Source organism: Stenotrophomonas sp. TWI273, assembly GCF_039674765.1.
Taxonomy (GTDB): domain Bacteria; phylum Pseudomonadota; class Gammaproteobacteria; order Xanthomonadales; family Xanthomonadaceae; genus Stenotrophomonas.
Genome location: NZ_JBDJOA010000007.1, coordinates 1 through 19,382, shown reverse-complemented (window position 1 = coordinate 19,382; position 19,382 = coordinate 1). Strand labels below are relative to the sequence as shown.

General features: G+C 67.2%; 15 protein-coding genes. 10 read left to right on the top strand and 5 right to left on the bottom strand.

Annotated elements, in window-relative coordinates:
* The first annotated feature begins 145 nt into the window (after positions 1-145).
* From sucC to ABE571_RS11400, 3 genes are all read left to right on the top strand, one after another.
* Positions 146-1,315 carry an ADP-forming succinate--CoA ligase subunit beta gene (gene sucC / locus ABE571_RS11410; RefSeq protein ID WP_313210085.1) on the top strand — a complete coding sequence of 390 codons (1,170 nt, stop codon included), beginning with the start codon at positions 146-148 and terminating at the stop codon, positions 1,313-1,315.
* Positions 1,316-1,336: 21 nt separating this feature from the next.
* Positions 1,337-2,212, top strand: a complete 876-nt coding sequence (gene sucD / locus ABE571_RS11405; RefSeq protein WP_137190155.1) for a succinate--CoA ligase subunit alpha — start codon at positions 1,337-1,339, stop codon at positions 2,210-2,212.
* A 284-nt stretch (positions 2,213-2,496) separates the two neighbouring features.
* Positions 2,497-4,131, top strand: a complete 1,635-nt coding sequence (locus ABE571_RS11400) for an NAD+ synthase (protein ID WP_313213006.1) — start codon at positions 2,497-2,499, stop codon at positions 4,129-4,131.
* 71 nt (positions 4,132-4,202) lie between these two features.
* Here ABE571_RS11400 and ABE571_RS11395 read toward each other — a convergent pair whose 3' ends face one another.
* Complete coding sequence (locus tag ABE571_RS11395) at positions 4,203-5,087, bottom strand: outer membrane protein assembly factor BamD (RefSeq protein ID WP_088433876.1); 885 nt, start codon at positions 5,085-5,087, stop codon at positions 4,203-4,205.
* Positions 5,088-5,203: 116 nt separating this feature from the next.
* Here ABE571_RS11395 and rluD point away from each other — a divergent pair, with 116 nt between their 5' ends.
* From rluD to ABE571_RS11380, 3 genes are read left to right on the top strand one after another with little or no spacing between them, the layout of a single operon-like run.
* Positions 5,204-6,199 (top strand): 23S rRNA pseudouridine(1911/1915/1917) synthase RluD, encoded by a 996-nt coding sequence (rluD, locus tag ABE571_RS11390; protein WP_123730367.1) that lies wholly within the window; start codon positions 5,204-5,206, stop codon positions 6,197-6,199.
* Complete coding sequence (gene pgeF, locus ABE571_RS11385; RefSeq protein WP_346493736.1) at positions 6,199-6,978, top strand: peptidoglycan editing factor PgeF; 780 nt, start codon at positions 6,199-6,201, stop codon at positions 6,976-6,978. Before rluD ends, pgeF begins: the two co-directional genes overlap by 1 nt.
* Positions 6,975-7,400 (top strand): thiol-disulfide oxidoreductase DCC family protein, encoded by a 426-nt coding sequence (locus ABE571_RS11380; protein WP_346493779.1) that lies wholly within the window; start codon positions 6,975-6,977, stop codon positions 7,398-7,400. The genes pgeF and ABE571_RS11380 overlap by 4 nt, the downstream gene beginning before the upstream one ends.
* Before the next feature lie 82 nt (positions 7,401-7,482).
* Here the strand turns inward: ABE571_RS11380 and otsA are convergent, their stop codons facing one another.
* From otsA to ABE571_RS11360, 4 genes are all read right to left on the bottom strand, one after another.
* Positions 7,483-8,847 (bottom strand): alpha,alpha-trehalose-phosphate synthase (UDP-forming), encoded by a 1,365-nt coding sequence (gene otsA, locus ABE571_RS11375; protein ID WP_313213011.1) that lies wholly within the window; start codon positions 8,845-8,847, stop codon positions 7,483-7,485.
* On the bottom strand, positions 8,844-10,625 hold the full coding sequence (locus ABE571_RS11370) for a glycoside hydrolase family 15 protein (protein ID WP_313213013.1): 1,782 nt from the start codon (positions 10,623-10,625) through the stop codon (positions 8,844-8,846). Before ABE571_RS11370 ends, otsA begins: the two co-directional genes overlap by 4 nt.
* An 86-nt stretch (positions 10,626-10,711) precedes the next feature.
* Positions 10,712-11,470: a trehalose-phosphatase gene (gene otsB, locus ABE571_RS11365; protein WP_088433909.1), complete on the bottom strand. Its 759-nt coding sequence runs from the start codon at positions 11,468-11,470 to the stop codon at positions 10,712-10,714.
* 171 nt (positions 11,471-11,641) lie between these two features.
* On the bottom strand, positions 11,642-14,092 hold the full coding sequence (locus ABE571_RS11360) for a TonB-dependent receptor (RefSeq protein ID WP_346493735.1): 2,451 nt from the start codon (positions 14,090-14,092) through the stop codon (positions 11,642-11,644).
* Between the two features lie 244 nt (positions 14,093-14,336).
* Here ABE571_RS11360 and ABE571_RS11355 point away from each other — a divergent pair, with 244 nt between their 5' ends.
* From ABE571_RS11355 to ABE571_RS11340, 4 genes are all read left to right on the top strand, one after another.
* Positions 14,337-14,819, top strand: coding sequence for a DUF3574 domain-containing protein (locus tag ABE571_RS11355; RefSeq protein WP_313212528.1), 483 nt, complete (start codon positions 14,337-14,339; stop codon positions 14,817-14,819).
* A 35-nt stretch (positions 14,820-14,854) separates the two neighbouring features.
* A complete protein-coding gene (locus tag ABE571_RS11350; protein ID WP_346493734.1) occupies positions 14,855-15,715 on the top strand; it encodes an SH3 domain-containing protein in 861 nt (286 codons plus the stop codon).
* A gap of 84 nt (positions 15,716-15,799) precedes the next feature.
* On the top strand, positions 15,800-17,521 hold the full coding sequence (locus ABE571_RS11345; protein ID WP_346493733.1) for a thiamine pyrophosphate-dependent enzyme: 1,722 nt from the start codon (positions 15,800-15,802) through the stop codon (positions 17,519-17,521).
* Between the two features lie 197 nt (positions 17,522-17,718).
* Positions 17,719-19,317, top strand: coding sequence for a hypothetical protein (locus tag ABE571_RS11340; protein WP_346493732.1), 1,599 nt, complete (start codon positions 17,719-17,721; stop codon positions 19,315-19,317).
* The last annotated feature ends 65 nt before the right edge of the window (positions 19,318-19,382 follow it).

Here is a 19,382-nt window from a genome sequence, read left to right as displayed (position 1 = left end):
GCCTCCCCGCGCGTGTCTTGGGACTGACTTCTTTGCGCCCGCGCGCCGGGTCGTCCACAATAGTGGGCCCGCCGCGGTCCTTACCGGCGCCCCCGTGAGGGAGCCTTGGAGATGCGTGCGGTCGTTCCTATTCCCACGGTGACGCATGAATTTCCACGAATACCAGTCAAAACAGCTGCTTGCCGAGTACGGCATTCCCGTTCCGGCCGGCAAGGTCGCGGCTACCCCGGACGAAGCGGTTGACGCTGCCAACGCCCTGGGCCAGGGCCCCTGGATGGTCAAGGCGCAGATCCACGCTGGCGGCCGCGGCAAGGCTGGCGGCGTCAAGTTCTGCAAGACCACCGACGACGTGAAGGCCGCTGCGGCCAAGATGCTCGGCACCAAGATGGCCACCTACCAGACCGCAGGCGTTGAACTGCCGGTCAACCTGGTGCTGGTGACCACCGCCGGTGAGATCGTCAAGGAACTGTACCTGTCGGTGCTGGTTGACCGTGGCACCAAGACCATCACCTACATCGCTTCTTCGGAAGGCGGCGTGGAGATCGAGCAGGTCGCCGCTGAAACCCCCGAGCTGATCCACTCGCTCAACGTTGATTTCGTTGAAGGCGTGCAGGGTTACCACGGCCGTGATTTCGGCTTCAAGCTGGGCCTGACCGCCAAGCAGGCCGGCCAGTTCGCCAGCATCATGGTGAACCTGTACCGCCTGTTCAACGAAAAGGACCTGGCCCTGGTTGAAATCAACCCGCTGGCCATCCTGGACGACGGCAACCTGTACGCGCTGGACGGCAAGTTCGACAGCGACGACAACGCCGCGTTCCGTCAGAAGGCGCTGGTTGCCATGCGCGACAAGACCCAGGAAGACGAAACCGAAGTGACCGCTTCGGAGCTGGACATCAACTACGTCACCATGGACGGCAACATCGGCTGCATGGTCAACGGCGCCGGCCTGGCCATGGCCACCATGGACGTCATCAAGCTCAACGGCGGCGAGCCGGCGAACTTCCTGGACGTGGGCGGCGGTGCGAACAAGCAGCGCGTCATCGAAGCGTTCAAGCTGATCCTGTCCTCGGACAAGGTCGAAGGCATCTTCGTCAACATCTTCGGCGGCATCGTCCGCTGCGACATGATTGCCGAAGGCATCATCGCCGCGGTCAAGGAAGTGGGCGTCAAGGTTCCGGTCGTGGTGCGCCTGGAAGGCACCAACGTGGAAGAAGGCAAGCAGCTGCTGCGTGACAGCGGCATGGCCATCATCCCGGCCGACAACATCAACGACGGTGCCAAGAAGGTCGTCGCTGCTGTCAAAGCCGCCGCCTGATCCGACACCGAAGGAAATCCAATGTCAGTTTTGATCAATAAGAACACCAAGGTGATCGTGCAGGGCTTCACCGGCCAGCAGGGTACCTTCCACGCCACTCAGATGATCGAGTACGGCACCCAGGTTGTTGGCGGCGTGACCCCCGGCAAGGGCGGCACCACCCACATCGATCTGCCGGTCTTCAACACCGTTGCCGACGCCGTGCAGAGCACCGGCGCCAACGCCTCGGTCATCTACGTGCCGCCGCCGTACGCGGCTGACGCGATCCTGGAAGCGGCCGCTGCCGGCATCCAGGTCATCGTGTGCATCACCGAAGGCATTCCGGTGCTGGACATGCTGCGCGTCAAGAACGTGCTGACCCGTGCCCATCCGGACACCGTGCTGGTCGGCCCGAACTGCCCCGGCGTGATCACCCCGGGCGAGTGCAAGATCGGCATCATGCCGGGCCACATCCACATGCCGGGCAAGATCGGCATCGTGTCGCGCTCGGGCACCCTGACCTACGAAGCGGTCAAGCAGACCACCGAAGTCGGCCTGGGCCAGTCCACCTGCATCGGCATCGGTGGTGACCCGATCAACGGCCTGAACTTCGTCGACTGCCTCAAGCTGTTCAACGAAGATCCGCAGACCCTGGGCATCATCATGGTCGGCGAAATCGGCGGCGACGCTGAAGAAGCCGGTGCCGAGTACATCAAGAACCACGTGAAGAAGCCGGTCGTCGGTTTCATCGCGGGCGCCTCGGCTCCGGCCGGCAAGCGCATGGGCCACGCCGGTGCGATCGCATCGGGCGGCAAGGGCACTGCCGAAGGCAAGTTCGCCGCCATGGAAGCAGCCGGTGTTGTCACCGTCCGCTCGCCGGGCGACCTGGGCGCTGCCATCGCCAAGCTGGTCAAATAAGCCGCCGGCCGCACCCGCGGCCGACGCGCGGGTAGAGCTGACCGTTGGTCAGCTGCCCGTAGAGCCGACCGTTGGTCGGCTGCATCAAACAGAAAGGCCGCCTCCGGGCGGCCTTTCTGCGTTTCAGGCGGTCCCCACCTTGGTGGGTACCAGCCGTTGACCGGTACGCACGCCACGTAGTGCCGGCCGCTGGCGGGCTCCTCATCGTGCGGCCGCCGAAGGGGTGGTTGCCGGCCAGCGGCCGGCACTACAATGAGCGCAGTACACCTACAGGCTGGACCCCCATGACGTCGCTCCGCATTGCCCTGGCGCAGTTTGATTTTCCGGTTGGCGCAGTGGCGCAGAACACCGACACCATCATCGCCATGATCGCCGAGGCGCGCGATGAGTACGGTGCCGAGCTGGTGGTGTTCCCCGAGCTGGCGATCAGCGGCTATCCGCCGGAGGATCTGCTGCTGCGGCCGGGCTTCCTGTACGACTGCCAGCAGGCGCTGGAGCGCATCGCCGCAGCCACCACCGGCATCGCGGCCGTGGTCGGTTGGCCCCAGGCCGCCGGTGCGGTGGTCTACAACGCGGCCAGCGTGCTGCGCGATGGCCAGGTCGAACACACCTACCGCAAGCGCGAGCTGCCCAATTACGCGGTGTTCGATGAGCGCCGTTATTTCGATGTCGATCCGGACGGCGGCAGCTGCGTGTTCGAGCTGAAGGGCGTGCCGGTGGGCGTGCTGGTCTGCGAAGACCTGTGGTTCGCCGAACCGCTCGCCGATACCGTCCGTGCGGGCGCGCAGCTGGTGGTGGTGCCCAATGCTTCTCCCTACGAGCGTGGCAAGCATGCCCAGCGCGATGCGCTGCTGGCCGAGCGTACCCGCGAGAGCGGGGCGGCGATCGCCTACCTCAACGTGGTGGGTGGGCAGGACGCGCTGGTGTTCGATGGCGCCTCGGTCGTCGCTGACGGCGACGGCACGGTGCATCCGGCGGCTGCGGCCTTCACCGACCAGTGGCTGGTGGTGGATTACGACGCCGGCACCCGCCGCTTCCTGCCGCGCGAGTGGATCGACGATGGCGACGAGAGCATGGATGCACTGGCCTGGCGCGCGGTGACCCGCGGGATCCAGGATTACTGCCGCAAGAACGGCTTCAAGAAGGTCTGGCTGGGCCTGTCCGGCGGCATCGATTCGGCCCTGGTGCTGGCGATGGCGGTGGACGCGCTGGGCGCGGCCAATGTCACCGCGGTGCGGCTGCCCTCGCGCTACACGGCGGATATGTCCAACGACCTGGCGGCCGAGCAGTGCCGCGCGCTGGGCGTGAAACTGGAAGCGGTCTCGATCGAGCCGGTGTTCGAGGGGCTGATGGCCGCGCTCGGCCCGATGTTCGAGGGGCAGGCGGCGGATGTGACGGAAGAGAACCTGCAGTCGCGCAGCCGTGGTGTGATCCTGATGGCGCTCTCCAACAAGTTCGGCGGGCTGCTGCTGACCACCGGCAACAAGAGCGAGTACGCGGTGGGCTACGCGACCATCTACGGGGACATGTGCGGTGGCTACGCCCCGCTCAAGGACCTGTACAAGACGGAGGTGTTCGGGCTCTCCAAGTGGCGCAATACCGTGGGCGGCGCTCCGGTGATCCCGCCGGCGGTGATTTCCCGCCCCCCCTCGGCCGAGCTGCGCGCCAACCAGACCGACCAGGACTCGCTGCCGGCCTACGATGTGCTCGATGGCATCCTGTACCGCTATGTGGACCAGGAGCAGTCGCGCGAGGAGATCGTGGCCGCAGGCTATGCCGCCGAGGTGGTGGACCGTGTGCTGCGCCTGGTGCGCACCAGCGAGTGGAAGCGCCACCAGGCCGCCCCGGGGCCGAAGGTCTCGCGCCGGGCGTTCGGGCGTGAGCGGCGGTACCCGATCAGCAATGGGTACAAGGGCTGAGACGCCAGCCGGTCGGCTCTACCGGCGTCGCCGCCGGGGAATAAAAAAGGCCCCTTTCGGGGCCTTTTCTATTATTTGCGGTTCATCGTGGCGTTGCGTTCGCCGGTACTGGCGGACTTCTCGCCGGCAAACGGGTTCAGCTTGCGGACCATCCACGGGTACTTCGGCCACTTGCCCTGCAGCCAGGGGTGGTCGGGCTGGTTCAGCTCGAGCACGCGGCGGGCATCGTCGGCCAGGGTCTTGTTGCCCAGGTGGGTGTAGGCCTCGCCCAGGGCGGCCACGGCGTCGTACTGGAACGCGCTCTGCGGGTAGTTCTCCAGCAGGAAGTTGGCGCGGCCAGCGGCCGAGACGTACGCCTCGCGGCGCAGGTAGTACAGGGCGTTGTCCAGCTCGTACTGGGCGAACACGTCGCGCAGGGCGATCATCCGCTGGCGCGCATCGGCGGCGTAGCGGCTGTTCGGGTAGCGCTCGGTGACGATGGTGAAATCGGCATAGGCCTGGCGCGGGCTCGACAGGTCACGGCGGCTCGGGTCCAGCGACCAGACGCGGCGCAGGAAGACCGTGTCGCGGTTGCCGTTGGCCAGGCCGCGCAGGTAGTACATGTAGGCGATGTTACGGTGGGTCGGGTAGGTACGGATGAAGCGGTCCACGCTGGACACCGCGTCATCGTGCTTGCCGGCCTTGTACTGCGCGTAGGCGCTTTCGATCATGGCCTGTTCGGTATACGGGCCATACGGGTACTGGGCCACCAGGCGGCGGAAGCTGGCTTCGGCACCGCTCCAGTTCCCCCCTTCCATGAGCTTGTGGCTCTTCTCATAGAGCGTTTCGACCGGCAGGCCTTCATCCGGATTCTTGCCCTTGGTACCGCGGTGACAGCCGGTGGCGACGAAGAGCAGCACCAGCATCAGGGCGGCGAGGCGGACGGGCGCGGACAGCATAACGGAGCGTCGGATCATGGGGTCAGGGCGGGACGCGGCTGGAATACGAAGGGTCGATGATAGCCTAGTGGCCTGTCCCGCGACTGAAACTGGTCGCCCGGACCCCAAAATTGTCCCTATTGCGGTGTACCCCCATGTCCGATACCCCTGCTGATTCCGATTCCCCCCGCCAGGCCATCGTGCCCGATACCGCTGCCGGCCGGCGTTTCGACGCCGTCCTGGCCGAGCTGTTCCCCGAATTCTCCCGGTCCAAGCTGACCGAGTGGATCAAGTCCGGCGACGTCCTGCTGGACGGCGACACCGTGCGCGGGCGCGACCCGGTGCGCGGCGGCGAGGTGGCCAGCCTGCATGTCGTTCTCGACACCCAGACCCATGCCGAGCCGGAGGACATCCCGCTGGAGGTCCTGTACGAGGACGAGCATGTCTTCGTGATCAACAAGCCGGTCGGCCTGGTGGTCCACCCCGGCGCGGGCAACCCGACCGGCACCCTGGTCAATGCGCTGCTGTTCCGCGATCCGTCGCTGTCGGTGCTGCCGCGTGCGGGCATCGTGCACCGCCTGGACAAGGACACCAGCGGTGTGATGGTCATCGCCCGCACGATCCAGGCGCAGACCGCGCTGGTCGAGCAGCTCTCGGCGCGTGAAGTGCATCGCCAGTACCTGGCCGTGGTGGTGGGTGCGCTGGTCTCCGGCGGCACCGCCACCGCCGGTATCGACCGCCACCCGCGCGATCGCATCCGCATGGCCGTGCGCGAAGACGGCAAGGAAGCGATCACCCATTACCGCCTGCGCGAGCGTTTCCGTGCGCACACCGCGCTGGAGTGCCGCCTGGAAACCGGCCGTACCCACCAGATCCGCGTGCACATGGCGCACCTGCGCCACCCGATCATCGGCGATCAGCTGTATGGCGGCGCGCTGAAACTGCCCAAGGGCGCCAGCGAGGAGCTGGTCGCCGAACTGCGCGGCTTCAAGCGCCAGGCGCTGCACGCCGAAACGCTGGAGTTCGTGCACCCGATCACCGGCGAGAAGATCACCAACAGTGCGCCGCCGCCGGCCGACATGCAGGCGCTGCTGCACGCCCTGCGCGAAGACAGCAAGCGCTTCGCCGAGCAGGAACGCAACCGTCGCTGATGGAGCCCACCGTGCCCGTGCTGCGCGCCGACTGGCAGGCCCCGACCGGGGTCCATGCGCTGACCACCCTGCGCTACGGCGCGGGCGGTTCGGTGCCGCCGTTCGACCAGTTCAACATGGGCAACCGCTACGCCGCCGAGGGCGATGACCCGGCGCAGGTGCAGCGCAACCGCGACCTGCTCGTGCCCGGGTTGGGCCTGCCCTCGGCGCCGCATTGGCTGCGCCAGGTGCATGGCACCGGCGTGCGGCGCTTCACCGCGCCGCCCACGGCCATCGGCGTGGAGGCTGAACCCACCGCCGATGCCGCCGTGACGTCGGTTGCGGGCGTGGTATTGGCGATCCTCACCGCCGACTGCCTCCCGGTGGTCTTCGCCGCCCGCGAGGGCGGTGAGATCGGGGCCGCCCATGCCGGGTGGCGTGGGCTGGCCGACGGCATGCTGGAGGCCACCGTGGCCGCCATGCAGACCCCGGCCGCCCAGCTGCAGGCCTGGCTGGGCCCCGCGGCCGGGCCCGCGCTGTATGAGATCGGCGAGGACGTGTTCGAGGCGTTCGTGGAACGTGATGAAGGCGCTGCCACGGCCTTCGTGGCAACCCGGCCCGGGCACTGGAAGGTGGACCTGTATGCGTTGGCCCGCCGGCGGCTGCAATCGGCAGGGTTGGACCCGGTACACATCAGCGGCGGGCAGTACTGCACCCTGGCCGATCCGCAGCGGTTCTATTCGCATCGGCGCGACCGCCGCACCGGCCGCATGGCGACCCTGGCGTGGATCGCACCCTGACCGTTGGACAGACAGTGAGTGGCGCGGCCGACGCGGTCATCGTCTTCGACGGCGTCTGCGCCCTGTGCAACCGCTGGGTGCGGTTCCTGCTGCGCTTTGATACGCGTGGCCGCTATCGCTTCGCTGCGATGCAGGGCGTGCACGGACGCGCCCTGCTGCAGGCGCACGGGCTGGATCCGGAGGATCCGTCGTCGTTCCTGCTGCTTGAACAGGGGCGCGCATGGACGGACACCGATGCGATCCTCCGCGTGCTGACCGGCCTGGGCGGTGCATGGCGTCTAGTGCAGGTGCTGCGCTGGCTGCCCCGCAGGCTGCGCGACCGCGCGTACCGCGCGCTGGCGCGCAACCGGTATCGGTGGTTCGGTCGTCACGACACGTGTTTCCTGCCGACACCGGAGCAGGCGGCGCGGTTCCTGGACTGACGGGCGGGCGCGTTGCCGGCCAGCGGCCGGCACTACCGCAAACGTTCGCGCCATCACCCGTCGTGCCGGCCGCTGGCCGGCATCACCCTTCCAGCGCCTGCAGATACGTCCGCCGCCAATGGTTGATGTCGTAGGTGCGCAGGTGCTCCATCATCGCCTGCCAGCGCTCCACGCGCTTTTTCAGCGGCATCGTCGCCGCCGTGGCGATCGCATCGGCGACGCCATCCAGGTCATGCGGATTGACCAGCAGCGCCTGCTTCAATTCATCGGCGGCACCGGCCAGCAGTGACAGCACCAGCACGCCCGGGTTCTCGGGGTCCTGCGAGGCGACGTACTCCTTGGCGACCAGGTTCATGCCGTCGCGCAGCGGCGTCACCAGGCCCACCGCGGCTGCCCGGTAGAAGCCGGTCAGCGTGGCATGGGTGAAGTTCTGGTTGACGTAGCGCAGCGGGGTCCAGTCCGGCGCGGCATGCCCGCCGTTGATGTGCCCGGCGATCTGTTCCAGCTGGCTGCGCAGCTGGCGGTACTCGGTAACATCCCCGCGCGAGACCGGGGCGATCTGCAGGTAGGTCAACGAGCCGTGCTGGTCCGGATGACGCTCCAGATACCGCTCGAACCCCTGGAAGCGTTCGGGCAGGCCCTTGGAGTAGTCCAGCCGGTCCACGCCGATCGCCAGCTGACGATTGCGCAGGCTGCCGCGCAGGTCCTTGACGGCGGGTTTGTTCGCCCCCGCTTTGGCCTGGCGGGCGATGAATTCGGTATCGATACCGATCGGGAAGGCCGCAGCGCGGAAACGCCGGCCGCCGGGTGCTTCCAGCTCACCGTCAGGCAGCACGCGGCCACCACCGAACAGGCGCACGTAGGACTGGAAGCGGTCCGCATCGCGCTGGGTCTGGAAGCCGACCAGATCGTAGGCGTACAGGCTGGAGAACAACCGCAGGTGATCCGGCAGCGCCTGCAGCAGATCGGCCGAGGGCATCGGCACGTGCAGGAAGAAGCCGATCCGGCAGCCAATGCCGCGCTCGCGCAGCAGCGAGGCCAGCGGGATCAAGTGATAGTCATGGATCCAGACGATGTCGTCCTCGCGCAGCAGCGGCGCGAGCTTCTCGGCGAACAGCGCGTTGACCCGGCGATACGTTTCGCGCGTGGCGCGATCGTAGTCGACCAGGTCCAGCCGGAAGTGCAGCAGCGGCCACAGCGTGCGGTTGGCGAAGCCGTTGTAGTAGCCATCCACGTCGCGCTTGTTGAGGTCCATGGTGACGTAGCGGATGTCACCGTCCACCTGCTCGTGCAGCGTGCCGCTGTTGTCGCGGGTGGATTTCCCGCTCCAGCCGAACCACAGGCCGCCACGCTCCTTGAGCGCGGCCAGCAGGCCGACTGCCAGGCCGCCGGCGCGGGATTCACCGGGAACGGCGACCCGGTTGGACACGACGACCAGGCGGCTCATGATGCCTCCTGCCAGCTGCGCGACAGGCGCATGGCGGCGGTGATCAGGCCCACGTGCGAATAGGTCTGCGGGAAATTGCCCCAGGCCTCGCCGCTGTCGAACGCAAGATCCTCGGACAGCAGGCCCAGGTGATTGCGGCGTTCCAGCAGCATCTCGAACATCTCGCGTGCTTCGTCCAGACGACCGATCGCGGCGAGCGCATCGATGTACCAGAACGTGCAGATGGTGAAGCTGGTTTCCGGCTCGCCGAAATCATCCGGCGCGACGTAGCGATACAGCGCGTTGCCGTGCTTGAGATCGCGGCCGATCGCCTCGACCGTGGCGACGAAGCGCGCATCGGTGGCGTCGATGAAGCCGATATCGGCCAGCAGCAGCAACGAGGCATCCAGGCGATGGCCGCCGAAGGTATCGGTGAAGTGGCCGAGTGCTTCGCTCCATGAGTCGCGCATGATGCGCGCATGGATGATGTCGGCGCGCTCGCGCCAATAGGTGGCGCGGTCATCCAGTTTCAAGCGCACGGCGATCTTGCACAGGCGGTCACACGCAGCCCAGCACATCGCACTGGTGTAGGTGTGCACTTCGGTGCGGCCGCGGAATTCCCACAGGCCGGCATCGGGCACATCGTGCAGGGTGAAGGCCTGCTCGCCGAGCGGCTCCAGCCGCGCGAAGGTGTGCGCATCGCCCGGGTCCTGCAGGCGGCGATCGAAGAACAGCTGGGTGGAGGCGAGCACCACGCTGCCGTAGACATCGTGCTGGCGCTGCACCCAGGCCAGGTTGCCGCGCCGCACCGGGCCCATGCCGCGATAGCCGGAGAGCGACGCGACTTCGGTTTCCTCCAGCTTGGCCTCGAAGCTGATGCCATACAGCGGTTGCAGGCTGCCATCGGCCGTGGCCAGGTTGAAGATGTAGCCCAGGAACTGCTCCATCGTGCGGGTCGCACCGAGACGGTTGAGCGTACGCACCACGAAGGCGGCATCGCGCAGCCAGCAGTAGCGGTAATCCCAGTTGCGGATGCTGCCGGGTGCTTCCGGAATGGAGGTGGTCATCGCGGCGATGATGGCGCCGCTGTCCTCGTACTGGCACAGCTTCAGCGTGATCGCGCTGCGGATCACCGCGTCCTGCCACTCCAGCGGGATCGACAGATAGCGCACCCATTCGCGCCAATAGTCACGCGTGCGCTGGAAGGATTCCTGCACGTAGCCACTGAGCGAACGGTTGAGCGATTCGTCCACCCCGAGCACCAGATGCACCGGGTGGTTCAGCACGAACGGCAGGCCATCGCGGACGAAACGCAGCGGCACATCGGTGGTCAGGCGCAGCACGTGGTCGGGAAGCACCCAGCGGATGTGGTTGCTGCCCCACGTGGCATCCGGGACGCGGGCGCCCCAGTCGGCCAGTGGACGCGCGCGCACGATGATGCGCGGGTTGCCGGACAGCGGCCGCACCTGGCGGATCAGGCTGACCGGTCGGTAGAAGCGGTCGTTCTGACGCCAGCGCGGCGCGAAATCGATGATTTCCAACGCACCACCGTGCTTGTCGCGCAGCACGGTGCGCAGGATGGCGGTGTTGGTCAGGTAGCTCTGTTCGCTGTCGACCATGTCCTCCAGCTCGATGCCGAAGTCACCGCCGTCCTGTTGATTGGGGCCGAGCAGGGCGCAGAAGGTCGGGTCGCCGTCGAAGGTCGGCAGGCAGCTCCAGACGACGCGCGCGTGCTTGTCGATCAGCGCGCCGAAGCTGCCATTGCCGACCACGCCCAGATTCAGATCGGGTTCGCTCATGATGCAGGAAGTCTCGTGTCATGCCGCGGCGGCACACCGGTGGGGGAGACCTGCGCGCGGCGTCAGGGGGCCTTGGGGTCAAGGCATCAGTAGGCATTCTCGCGAAGCCAGGCGTGCACGCTGCGTATCGTCGGCAGCGCGAACACCGCATCGCTGGGCTCGCGCGCACCGACCAGCACGCTCCAGCCATGCAGGTCGTTGGCCGCGCCGAAGCCGAATTCATCGGTGAGGTCATCGCCGACGAACACCGGCATGCGATCGCGGAACGGCGGCTGCAGCATCAGCTGCCGCATCGCACGGCCCTTGTCGCTGCCTTCGGGCAGAAACTCGATGACATGGTCACCGGGCTGCAGCCGGTAGCCGCCATGGCCACGGATATGCCGTTCGGCGAAGGCGCGCACGTCGTTGGCGGCGTGCGGGGCACCGCGCCAGTGCAGGGCCAGGCTGCGGCCTTTGTCCTCCACCAGTACGCCGGGATAGCCATGCGCGAAACGCATCGCCTGCTGGTGCAGGGCATGCAGCCACTCGCTGGTATCGGCAGAAGGATCGCTGCTCTGCGCGCGCTGCTCATGGTTGCGCAGCTCGTGGCCGTGCAGGCCGGCCGCGGGCAGGCTCAAGGGGGCGAAAAGTTTGTCCAGTTGCGCCAAGGGGCGCCCGCTGATCAGCGCGACCGCGCCATCCAGCCGGTCGCTGATGCGCCCGATCGCTTCACGCACATCGGGCAGCAGCGCGACCGACTCGGGGTCGTCCGCGAATTCGATAAGGGTGCCATCCACGTCCAGGAACAGCGCACAGGCATCGTCCAGCAGCGGCGGCGGCGGACGTTGGGGGAAGTCGTTGGCCATGTTGACCAACATGCCAGCGTGGATGTGATCGCCAGGTCATGGCATCACGCACGCGTCCTCCCCATTCACCACCGGTAGAGCCGACCGTCGGTCGGCTGCACCCCTCCGGTAGAGCCGACCGTTGGTCGGCTGCACCCCTCCGGTAGAGCCGACCGTTGGTCGGCTGCCCCATCAGAACGTATACCGCACGCGCCCGTAGTAATACGCGCCATTGCTGCCGATCGGTGACAGCACGTCGTACGGCAGGTTACCGAAGTAGTAGATGTCGTCGTTGGACAGATCCGAGTAATTGTCGGTCAGGTTCTGCCCACCCACCGCCACGCTCCACTGCGGGGTGATCTTGTACTCCACTTCGGCATCCAGCTGCCACTCGGCGCCGTAGGTCTGGCGCGGGATGTAGCCATCGCCGAAGTTGAACACACGGGTCACGCTGCCATAGCGGCTCAGACGGCTGGTCAACGACCAATGATCGTCGGCCCAGCTGGCGGCCAGGGCAGCGCGGGTGCGCGGGGTGGCATCGGTCAGCGTATTGGTTTCTTCCACGCCGAACAGCACGTAATCCGGATCCAGCGCGAGCAGGCCCGGCGCCGTGGCGAGCACGTTCTTCAGCGTGGTCTTGGTATAGGCATAGGTGCCAGTCAGCACCAGTTCGCCGCCACCCAGCGACTGCCGCCAGTTGCTCACCAGTTCCGCACCGCGGGTGCGGGTATCGGCGGCGTTGACGAAGAAGCTGGCGCTCTGCAGGCCGGCCACGCCGAACTGCTGCTGCACGTAGTCGGTCAACGCATCACCGGTGATGCTCTCTGACAGCGCGATGCGGTCATCGATGTCGATCTGGAAGAAGTCCAGCGAGACATCGAAGTGGTCGCCGATGCGGCTGGTGAAGCCCAGGCTGGTGTTGAGCGACTTCTCCGGCTTCAGATCGGTGGCACCCAGGCCACGCGCGATCGGATTGTTGACCGACAGCACGCGGCCCTGCACCAGCTGGCCGGCGGCGTTGTAACCGGTGGAGGTGGATTCGTAGCCGATCTGCGCCAGCGACGGGGCACGGAAGTTGTTGGAGATCGCACCGCGCAGCGCGAAGGCCGGGGTGAATTCATAGCGCAGACCGAGCTTGCCGGTGAGCTCACCGCCGAAGTCATCGCTGTGCTCGTAGCGCGCCGCCAGATCGCTGGAGAAATGCTCGCCGAACTGGCTGGAGAGGCTGGCGTAGGCGCTGGCGACATCGCGCGACAGCGAGGTCGCATCCTGCGGGGTCAGGCCGCCACCGGCCTGCGAGCCGGTCGGGCGATCCGTGAACGGGCCGGCAGCATAGCTGCTCGGGTCACCGGGGCGGGTTTGGTAATGGTCGCGGCGCGCTTCCAGGCCCAGGCCCAGGCTGTGGGTGATGCTGTCGCCCTGCGAGAACACGCGGCCGAGGTCGAAGTTCGCCACCGTCAGCTCGTTGCGGTAATCACCGGTCTTGAAGCGGGTCGGGCTGGTCGGGCCCAGCGAGGCGTTGAGCGAGTTGCGCAGGCGGTAGGTAAACGTGTTGACGCCGTAATCCAGGCTCGCGTCGTAGTTCCACTCGCCCCACTGGCCCTTCGCGCCGGCCACGGCCTGCACGTCGCGGTTCTCGCCTTCGGAGATCGGGCGGTAGCCGTTGGGGTAGATCTGCGCCCAGTTGGCGTCGCTGTCCGGGTAGCGGAAGTAGTTCGCGCCTTCGCTGTCGCGCTGGTTGAAGGTGGCGAAGCTGTAGAAGGTGGAGGTCTCACCGAACGGCAGCTGCGCGTTGTACCAGGCGTTCAGATCCTTGGTCTTGCCATCGCCGAGCACGTAGTTGCGCTTGCCCTGCAGGGCAAGGTTGGTGTCGCTCTGGTCCCACGGCGGAATCTGGTCGAAGCCGGCGCGGTTGGTGCCTTCGTGGTTCTTCAGCTCCAGGCCGACCCGCAGGAAGCCGCCGTTGTCACCCAGCGCGGTGCCGACCTTGGCGCTGGCGTAGCTGGTCTGGCCATCGGTGAGGGTGCGGTCGATCGGCTTGAGATCGGTGTGGTTGGCGCCGAAGCTGGCTTCGAACGCGCCACCTTCCGGAGCGTCATCCAGGATCACGTTGATCACGCCGGCCACCGCATCCGAGCCATACAGCGCGCCGGCGCCATCGCGCAGCACCTCGATGCGCTTGATCGCGCTGACCGGGATCGCGTTGAAGTCGACCGGGGTGGTGCCCTTGCCGATCTTGCTGTCGGTGTTGACCAGCGCGCTGCTGTGGCGGCGCTTGCCGTTGACCAGCACCAGCACCTGGTCGGGCGAGAGCCCGCGCAGCTGGGCGGCGCGGATGTGGTCGGCACCGCCCGAGTTGGACTGGCGCGGGAAGTTGAACGAGGGCAGCAGCGCCTGCAGCGCGCTGCCCAGTTCGCCATTGACCACACCGGCCTTGCGGATGTCCTCGGCGGTGAGCACGTCCACCGGCGAGGTGGATTCCAGCACGGTCCGGTCCACGGCGCGGGTGCCGGTGACGATCACGGTGTCCAGCGTTTTGGCGGTGTTCGGCGCGTCCTGCGCAAGTACGTCCTGGGCCAGCAGGGGGGAGGAGAGGACGAGCGCGATGGCAAGGCCAAGGCGCGACGCGGACGGACGGGACATGCGGACTCCAGCAGAACGACGAGGGGGAGGAACGGGGGAGGGGGGGGGGGCTGGCGTTGCGACCCATGGCCGGCACTACCAATCCATCCGGATGAAGCGATATATTATCTTCGCGTGATGTCCCTGTGTGATGCAAGTCCCATCGGGGTGGTTATCAGCAGATAGCCGTTGGCGATCTGCGCCGGACCCGGATGTCCGGCACGCTCCTTCCCCTGCCTGTCCCTGTGTTTCCGGAGAGTTGTCCATGTCGTTCCGCGCCATTCTGTTTGCCCTGGTCCTGGCCACCAGCGGCTGTGCCACTGCCGCCCCGGCCGCCAAGCCGACCCCGCCCGCCACCGCCACGGCCACCCTGCAGGGCGACGCCGCGCGCCCGGATGCCGCCGCCGGCTGGGTCCGCAGCGAGCTGTACTTCGGCGTGGGCGAAGAAACCGGCGTGGCCGACCGCCCGCAGACCGAGGGCATCAGTGACGCGCAGTGGCGCGCCTTCCTCGACAAGGACGTCACGCCGCGCTTCCCGGACGGCCTGACCGTGTTCGACGCTTACGGCCAGTGGCTGTTCCGCGGTGCGCCCGAGCCGAATCGCCTGCGCACCAAGGTGCTGGTGGTCCTGCACGAGAACACCCCGCAGCGCCGCGCCGATATCGAAGCGATCCGGCTGGCGTGGAAGCAGGCCACCGGGCACCAGTCCGTGCTGTGGGCACAGCAGGCGGTTGAAGTATCGTTCTGAGCCAGGGCGCCGCGGTGGCGCTGCACGGAGCGATGATGAAACACAGGGATGCGATGCTGGCCGCGGTGGTGATGGGCCTGGCGGCAACGTGCGCGCACGCGCAGGATGCCGACCAAGCCCGGCTTCAGCTGGAGGTGGCCGCCGGCGTGCAGGCGCAGGCGACGCTGCAGGACGGCGGCGGCATCGCTGTCGTGCTGGCACCGTCGGGCAAGCGTCAGGTGCTGCCGGGCGTGGCCGATGCGGATGGCAACATGCGCCTGTCGGCGGAGGACGTCGATTTCGATGGCCACCCGGAGCTGGTGGCGCGTGCCTCGGTCGGCATGGTCAACGAAGCGGTGGCGGTGTATCGCTTTGATCCGGCGCGACAGCAGCTGGTCGCATTGGAGCCGATCTCCACAGAAGGCGCGCAATGCGGTGGCCTGATGGGCCTGACCGTGGATGCAACGACGCGCACCCTGAGCAGCAGCTGCCGCGGTGGCCCGATGTGGTACGTGGACCAGTACCGCTACGACGGTGCGCGCCTGTATCTGTACCGCGCCGAGCGCCTGCTGATGCTCGACGATGTGCTCGAGCCTTACGTGTTCATCAAGCAGACCGCCGACAGCGGTCCGCTGGCGGTCTGGAGCACCTTTGATCCTGACGGCAACGTGCTGGAGACCGCCATCGACGATGGCCTGGAGACGCCGCGTGCCGGGTCGCCGCTGCGGCGCATTTCCGGTCATGTGATGGTGGCGCGGCTGCCCCTGTACAGCCAGCCCGGTGATGCCACGACCCAGCGGTATCTGGTACGCGATGACCGCGTGGAACTGCTTGATGAGCGCGATGGCTGGGTGCAGGTGCGTTATGACAATCCCACGCGGGGCGCGGTGCTGGGCTGGGTGAACACGCAGCCGTGATCGGGCGCTGCCACGGGTAAACCTACATGAGTGTCACTTGCCCGGGACTAGGCTGACCCTTCCCCCTCGTCGTGGAAGCATGTCATGAGCAAGCGCGTTGCCGAGATCGTGGTTGAAACCCTGCAGGCCGCTGGTGTCCGTCACTGTTACGGCATCGTCGGCGATACCCTCAACTACGTCACCGATGCCATCCACCACAGCGAGATCGAGTGGGTGCACATGCGGCATGAGGAAGTGGCCGCATTTGCCGCCGGTGCCGAGGCGTTGATCAGCGGGCAGCTCACCGCCTGCGCCGGTTCGTGCGGCCCCGGTGGCCTGCATTTCATCAACGGCGTGTTCGAGACCAACCGCAACCGCGCACCGATGGTGTTGATCGCCAGCCAGGTGGTCACCGCCGAACTGGGTATGGAGTTCCCGCAGGAAGTCGATTTCAAGGCGGTGTATGGCAGCTGCAGTGTGTTCTGCGAACAGGTACAGAGCGCCGAGCAGGCGCGCCGCGTAGTGACCCTTGCCTGCCAGGCTGCCATCAGCCGCCGCGGGGTGGCGGTGGTGATTCTGCCCGCCGACATCAGCGAAGCCGAGGTCAAGCACGATGTGCCGTTCTCGGTGCACTACACCCAGCCGGTGTTGCGCCCCTCGGACGACGAACTGCAGCGCATCGCCGCGCTGATCGGCGAGGGCAAGCGGATCGGCATCTACGCCGGCGCTGGCTGCGAGCATGCGCACGATGCGCTGGTCGCCCTCGGCGCCCGGCTCAAGGCGCCGATCGCGCATACCTCGCGCGCGAAGGATTTCGTGGAGTACGACAACCCGTACAACATGGGCATGACCGGCATCTTCGGCATCGAATCCGGGTATCACACGCTGATGGCCTGCGACACGCTGCTGCTGCTCGGTGCGGACTTCGCGTGGGGCCAGTACTACCCGGACAAGGCCACGCTGATCCAGGTGGATCGCGATGGCAGCCATCTTGGCCGCCGTCACCCGGTGAACCTGGGCGTGGTGGGCGATATCGGCCCGACCCTGGAGGCGCTGCTGCCGTTGCTGCCCGAGCGCGAGGACCGCAGCTTCCTGGACGAATGCCAGGAGCATCGCGAAAAGGCGCTGGCCACGCGGGCCAAGGAAGAGCAGCCGGGCGAGGGTGAGCTGATCCACCCGCAGCACCTGACGGCACTGATCGACCGGCATGCCGCCGACGATGCCTTGTTCACCGCTGACGGCGGCTCGCCGATGGTCTGGATCCTGCGCCATATCCGCGTCAATGGTCGCCGCCGCACGCTGACCAGCCTGCTGCACGGCACGATGGCCAACGCGATGCCGCAGGCGCTGGGCCTGCAGAAGGCCTACCCGGGCCGGCAGGTGATCTCGCTGTCCGGTGATGGTGGCCTGGCGATGCTGCTCGGCGACCTGCTCACCGCTGTGCAGGAAAACCTGCCGATCAAGGTGGTGGTCTACAACAACAGCTCGCTGAACTTCGTGGAGCTGGAGCAGAAGGTCGAAGGCCTGCTGGACAACTACACCGACCTGAAGAACCCCGATTTCGGCCGGCTGGCCGAGGTGATCGGCTTCTACGGGCGCACGGTGACCCGCTCGGAAGACCTGGAGCAGGCCGTGCAGGACATCCTGGCCCATCCCGGCCCGGCGCTGCTGGACGTGCACACCAGCCCGACCGAACTGGTGATGCCGCCGCAGGTGGAAGCCAAGCAGGTGGCCGGTACTGCCCTGTACGCCGCCAAGGCGCTGCTGAGCGGGCGGGTCGGGGATGTGCGGGACCTGCTGGCCAACAACTTCCTCAACAAGCCCTGATCCCACGCCATCGGGTAGTGCCGGCCGCTGGCCGGCTCCCGCCATTGCATGGAGCATCCCGAGGGAGCCGGCCAGCGGCCGGCACTACCCGATGGCGTTCCATCGGCGGACGTTTCCCGGCGTTCCATTCATGCGCCTGTTACTGGGGGCGGGGAGGCCCTACCATCGGCTACCCCCTCCCCACGGCCGCCCTGCGCATGTCCGCCACTGCTCCCGTCCCCACCGGACGCCCCCGCTGGTTCGTTGCCGGCGATCTCAACGGTTTCTTCGGCCTGGTGGTCGACAATCTGTCGATCCTCGGCTTCATCGCGATGGCGCTGGTCGGCATCTTCCAGTTCCCGGCCGATGTGGTGTTCGGCCGCATGTTCCCGGGCACCGCCTTCGGCGTGCTGGTCGGCAACGTGCTCTACACCTGGATGGCCCGGCGCCTGGCGGCGCGCACCGGCCGTGACGATGTCACCGCGATGCCGCTCGGCCTGGATGCGCCGACCAGCATCGGCATGGCGCTGCTGGTGCTCGGCCCGGCCTTCCTCGCCTTCAAAGGGCAGGGCTTGGCACCGCACGATGCCGCCATCGCCACCTGGCAGCTGGGCATGGCCTCGCTGGTGATCATGGGCGTGCTGAAGGTGATCCTGTCGTTCTTCGGCGAAGCGGTCACCCGCGCGCTGCCGCGTGCCTCGCTGCTCGGCTCCATCGCCGGTATCGCGATCGTGCTGATGGGCTTTCTGCCGCTGCTGGAAACGCTGCGCTCGCCGATCGTCGGCTTCGTCACGCTGGGCCTGCTGCTGTACGTGCTGATCGCCAAGCGCACGCTGCCGATCCGCGCCCCCGGCGTGCTGGTCGCGTTCGTGTTCGGCACGATCCTGTATTACGGCCTCGGGCTTGCCGGGCTGGGCGCACCGGGCTTCAAGGTGCCCGAGTGGGTGCCGCCGCAGGTGGTGCTGCCGTGGCCGACGCTGGGCTTCATCGACGGCCTGCCGACCGCGATCACCTACCTGCCGCTGCTGCTGCCGTTCGGCCTGCTGATGGTGGTGGGCGGCATCAACGTCTCGGAGAGTGCGCGCGCGGCCGGTGACGATTACCGCACCCGCGACATCCTGCTGGTGGAAGCCATCGCCACGCTGGTGGCCGGCTTCTGCGGCGGTGTGGCGCAGACCACGCCGTACATCGGCCAGCCGGCCTACAAGCACATGGGCGCCCGCAGCGGCTACACGCTGCTGACGGGCCTGTTCGTCGGCATCGGCGGCATGCTGGGCGTGATCTCCGGGCTGGTGCAGTGGCTGCCGCTGGCCGTGCTGGCCCCGATCATCGTGTACGTGGCGATCGACATCACCACCCAGGCCTTCCAGGCCACGCCGCGCGAGCACGCCGGCGCGATGGTGCTGGGCTTCCTGCCCTCGGTGGCGTACCTGCTGGCGATCAAGGCCCCGGGCTGGATCGCACCGGAACAGCTGGCGGCGATGACCTCCACCCTGGACGGGCATGGCCTGCCGGAGCTGGCGGTGATCTTCACCCTGGGCAATGGCTTCATCATCACCTCGATGCTGTGGATCGCGGCGGTGGTGGCGATGATCGACGGGAAGCTGCTGCGCGCCTCCGGATTTCTGCTGGTGGCTGCGGCGCTGACGCTGTTCGGCCTGATCCACTCGGTGGACCCGCGCGGTGGCGTCTACCTGCCGTGGCAGTTGGAAGGACTGCCGAAGATCATCAGCTGGCAGTTCACCGGCGCCTATGTGGCGCTGGCCGGGTTGCTGGCGCTGTTGTCGCTGCAGAAGCAGCCTGCGGAGCGGACGTAACGCCCCGGTAGGGCCGGCCGCTGGCCGGCTGCTTTTCCTTGCGCTCACGACCCACGGTCGTGAGC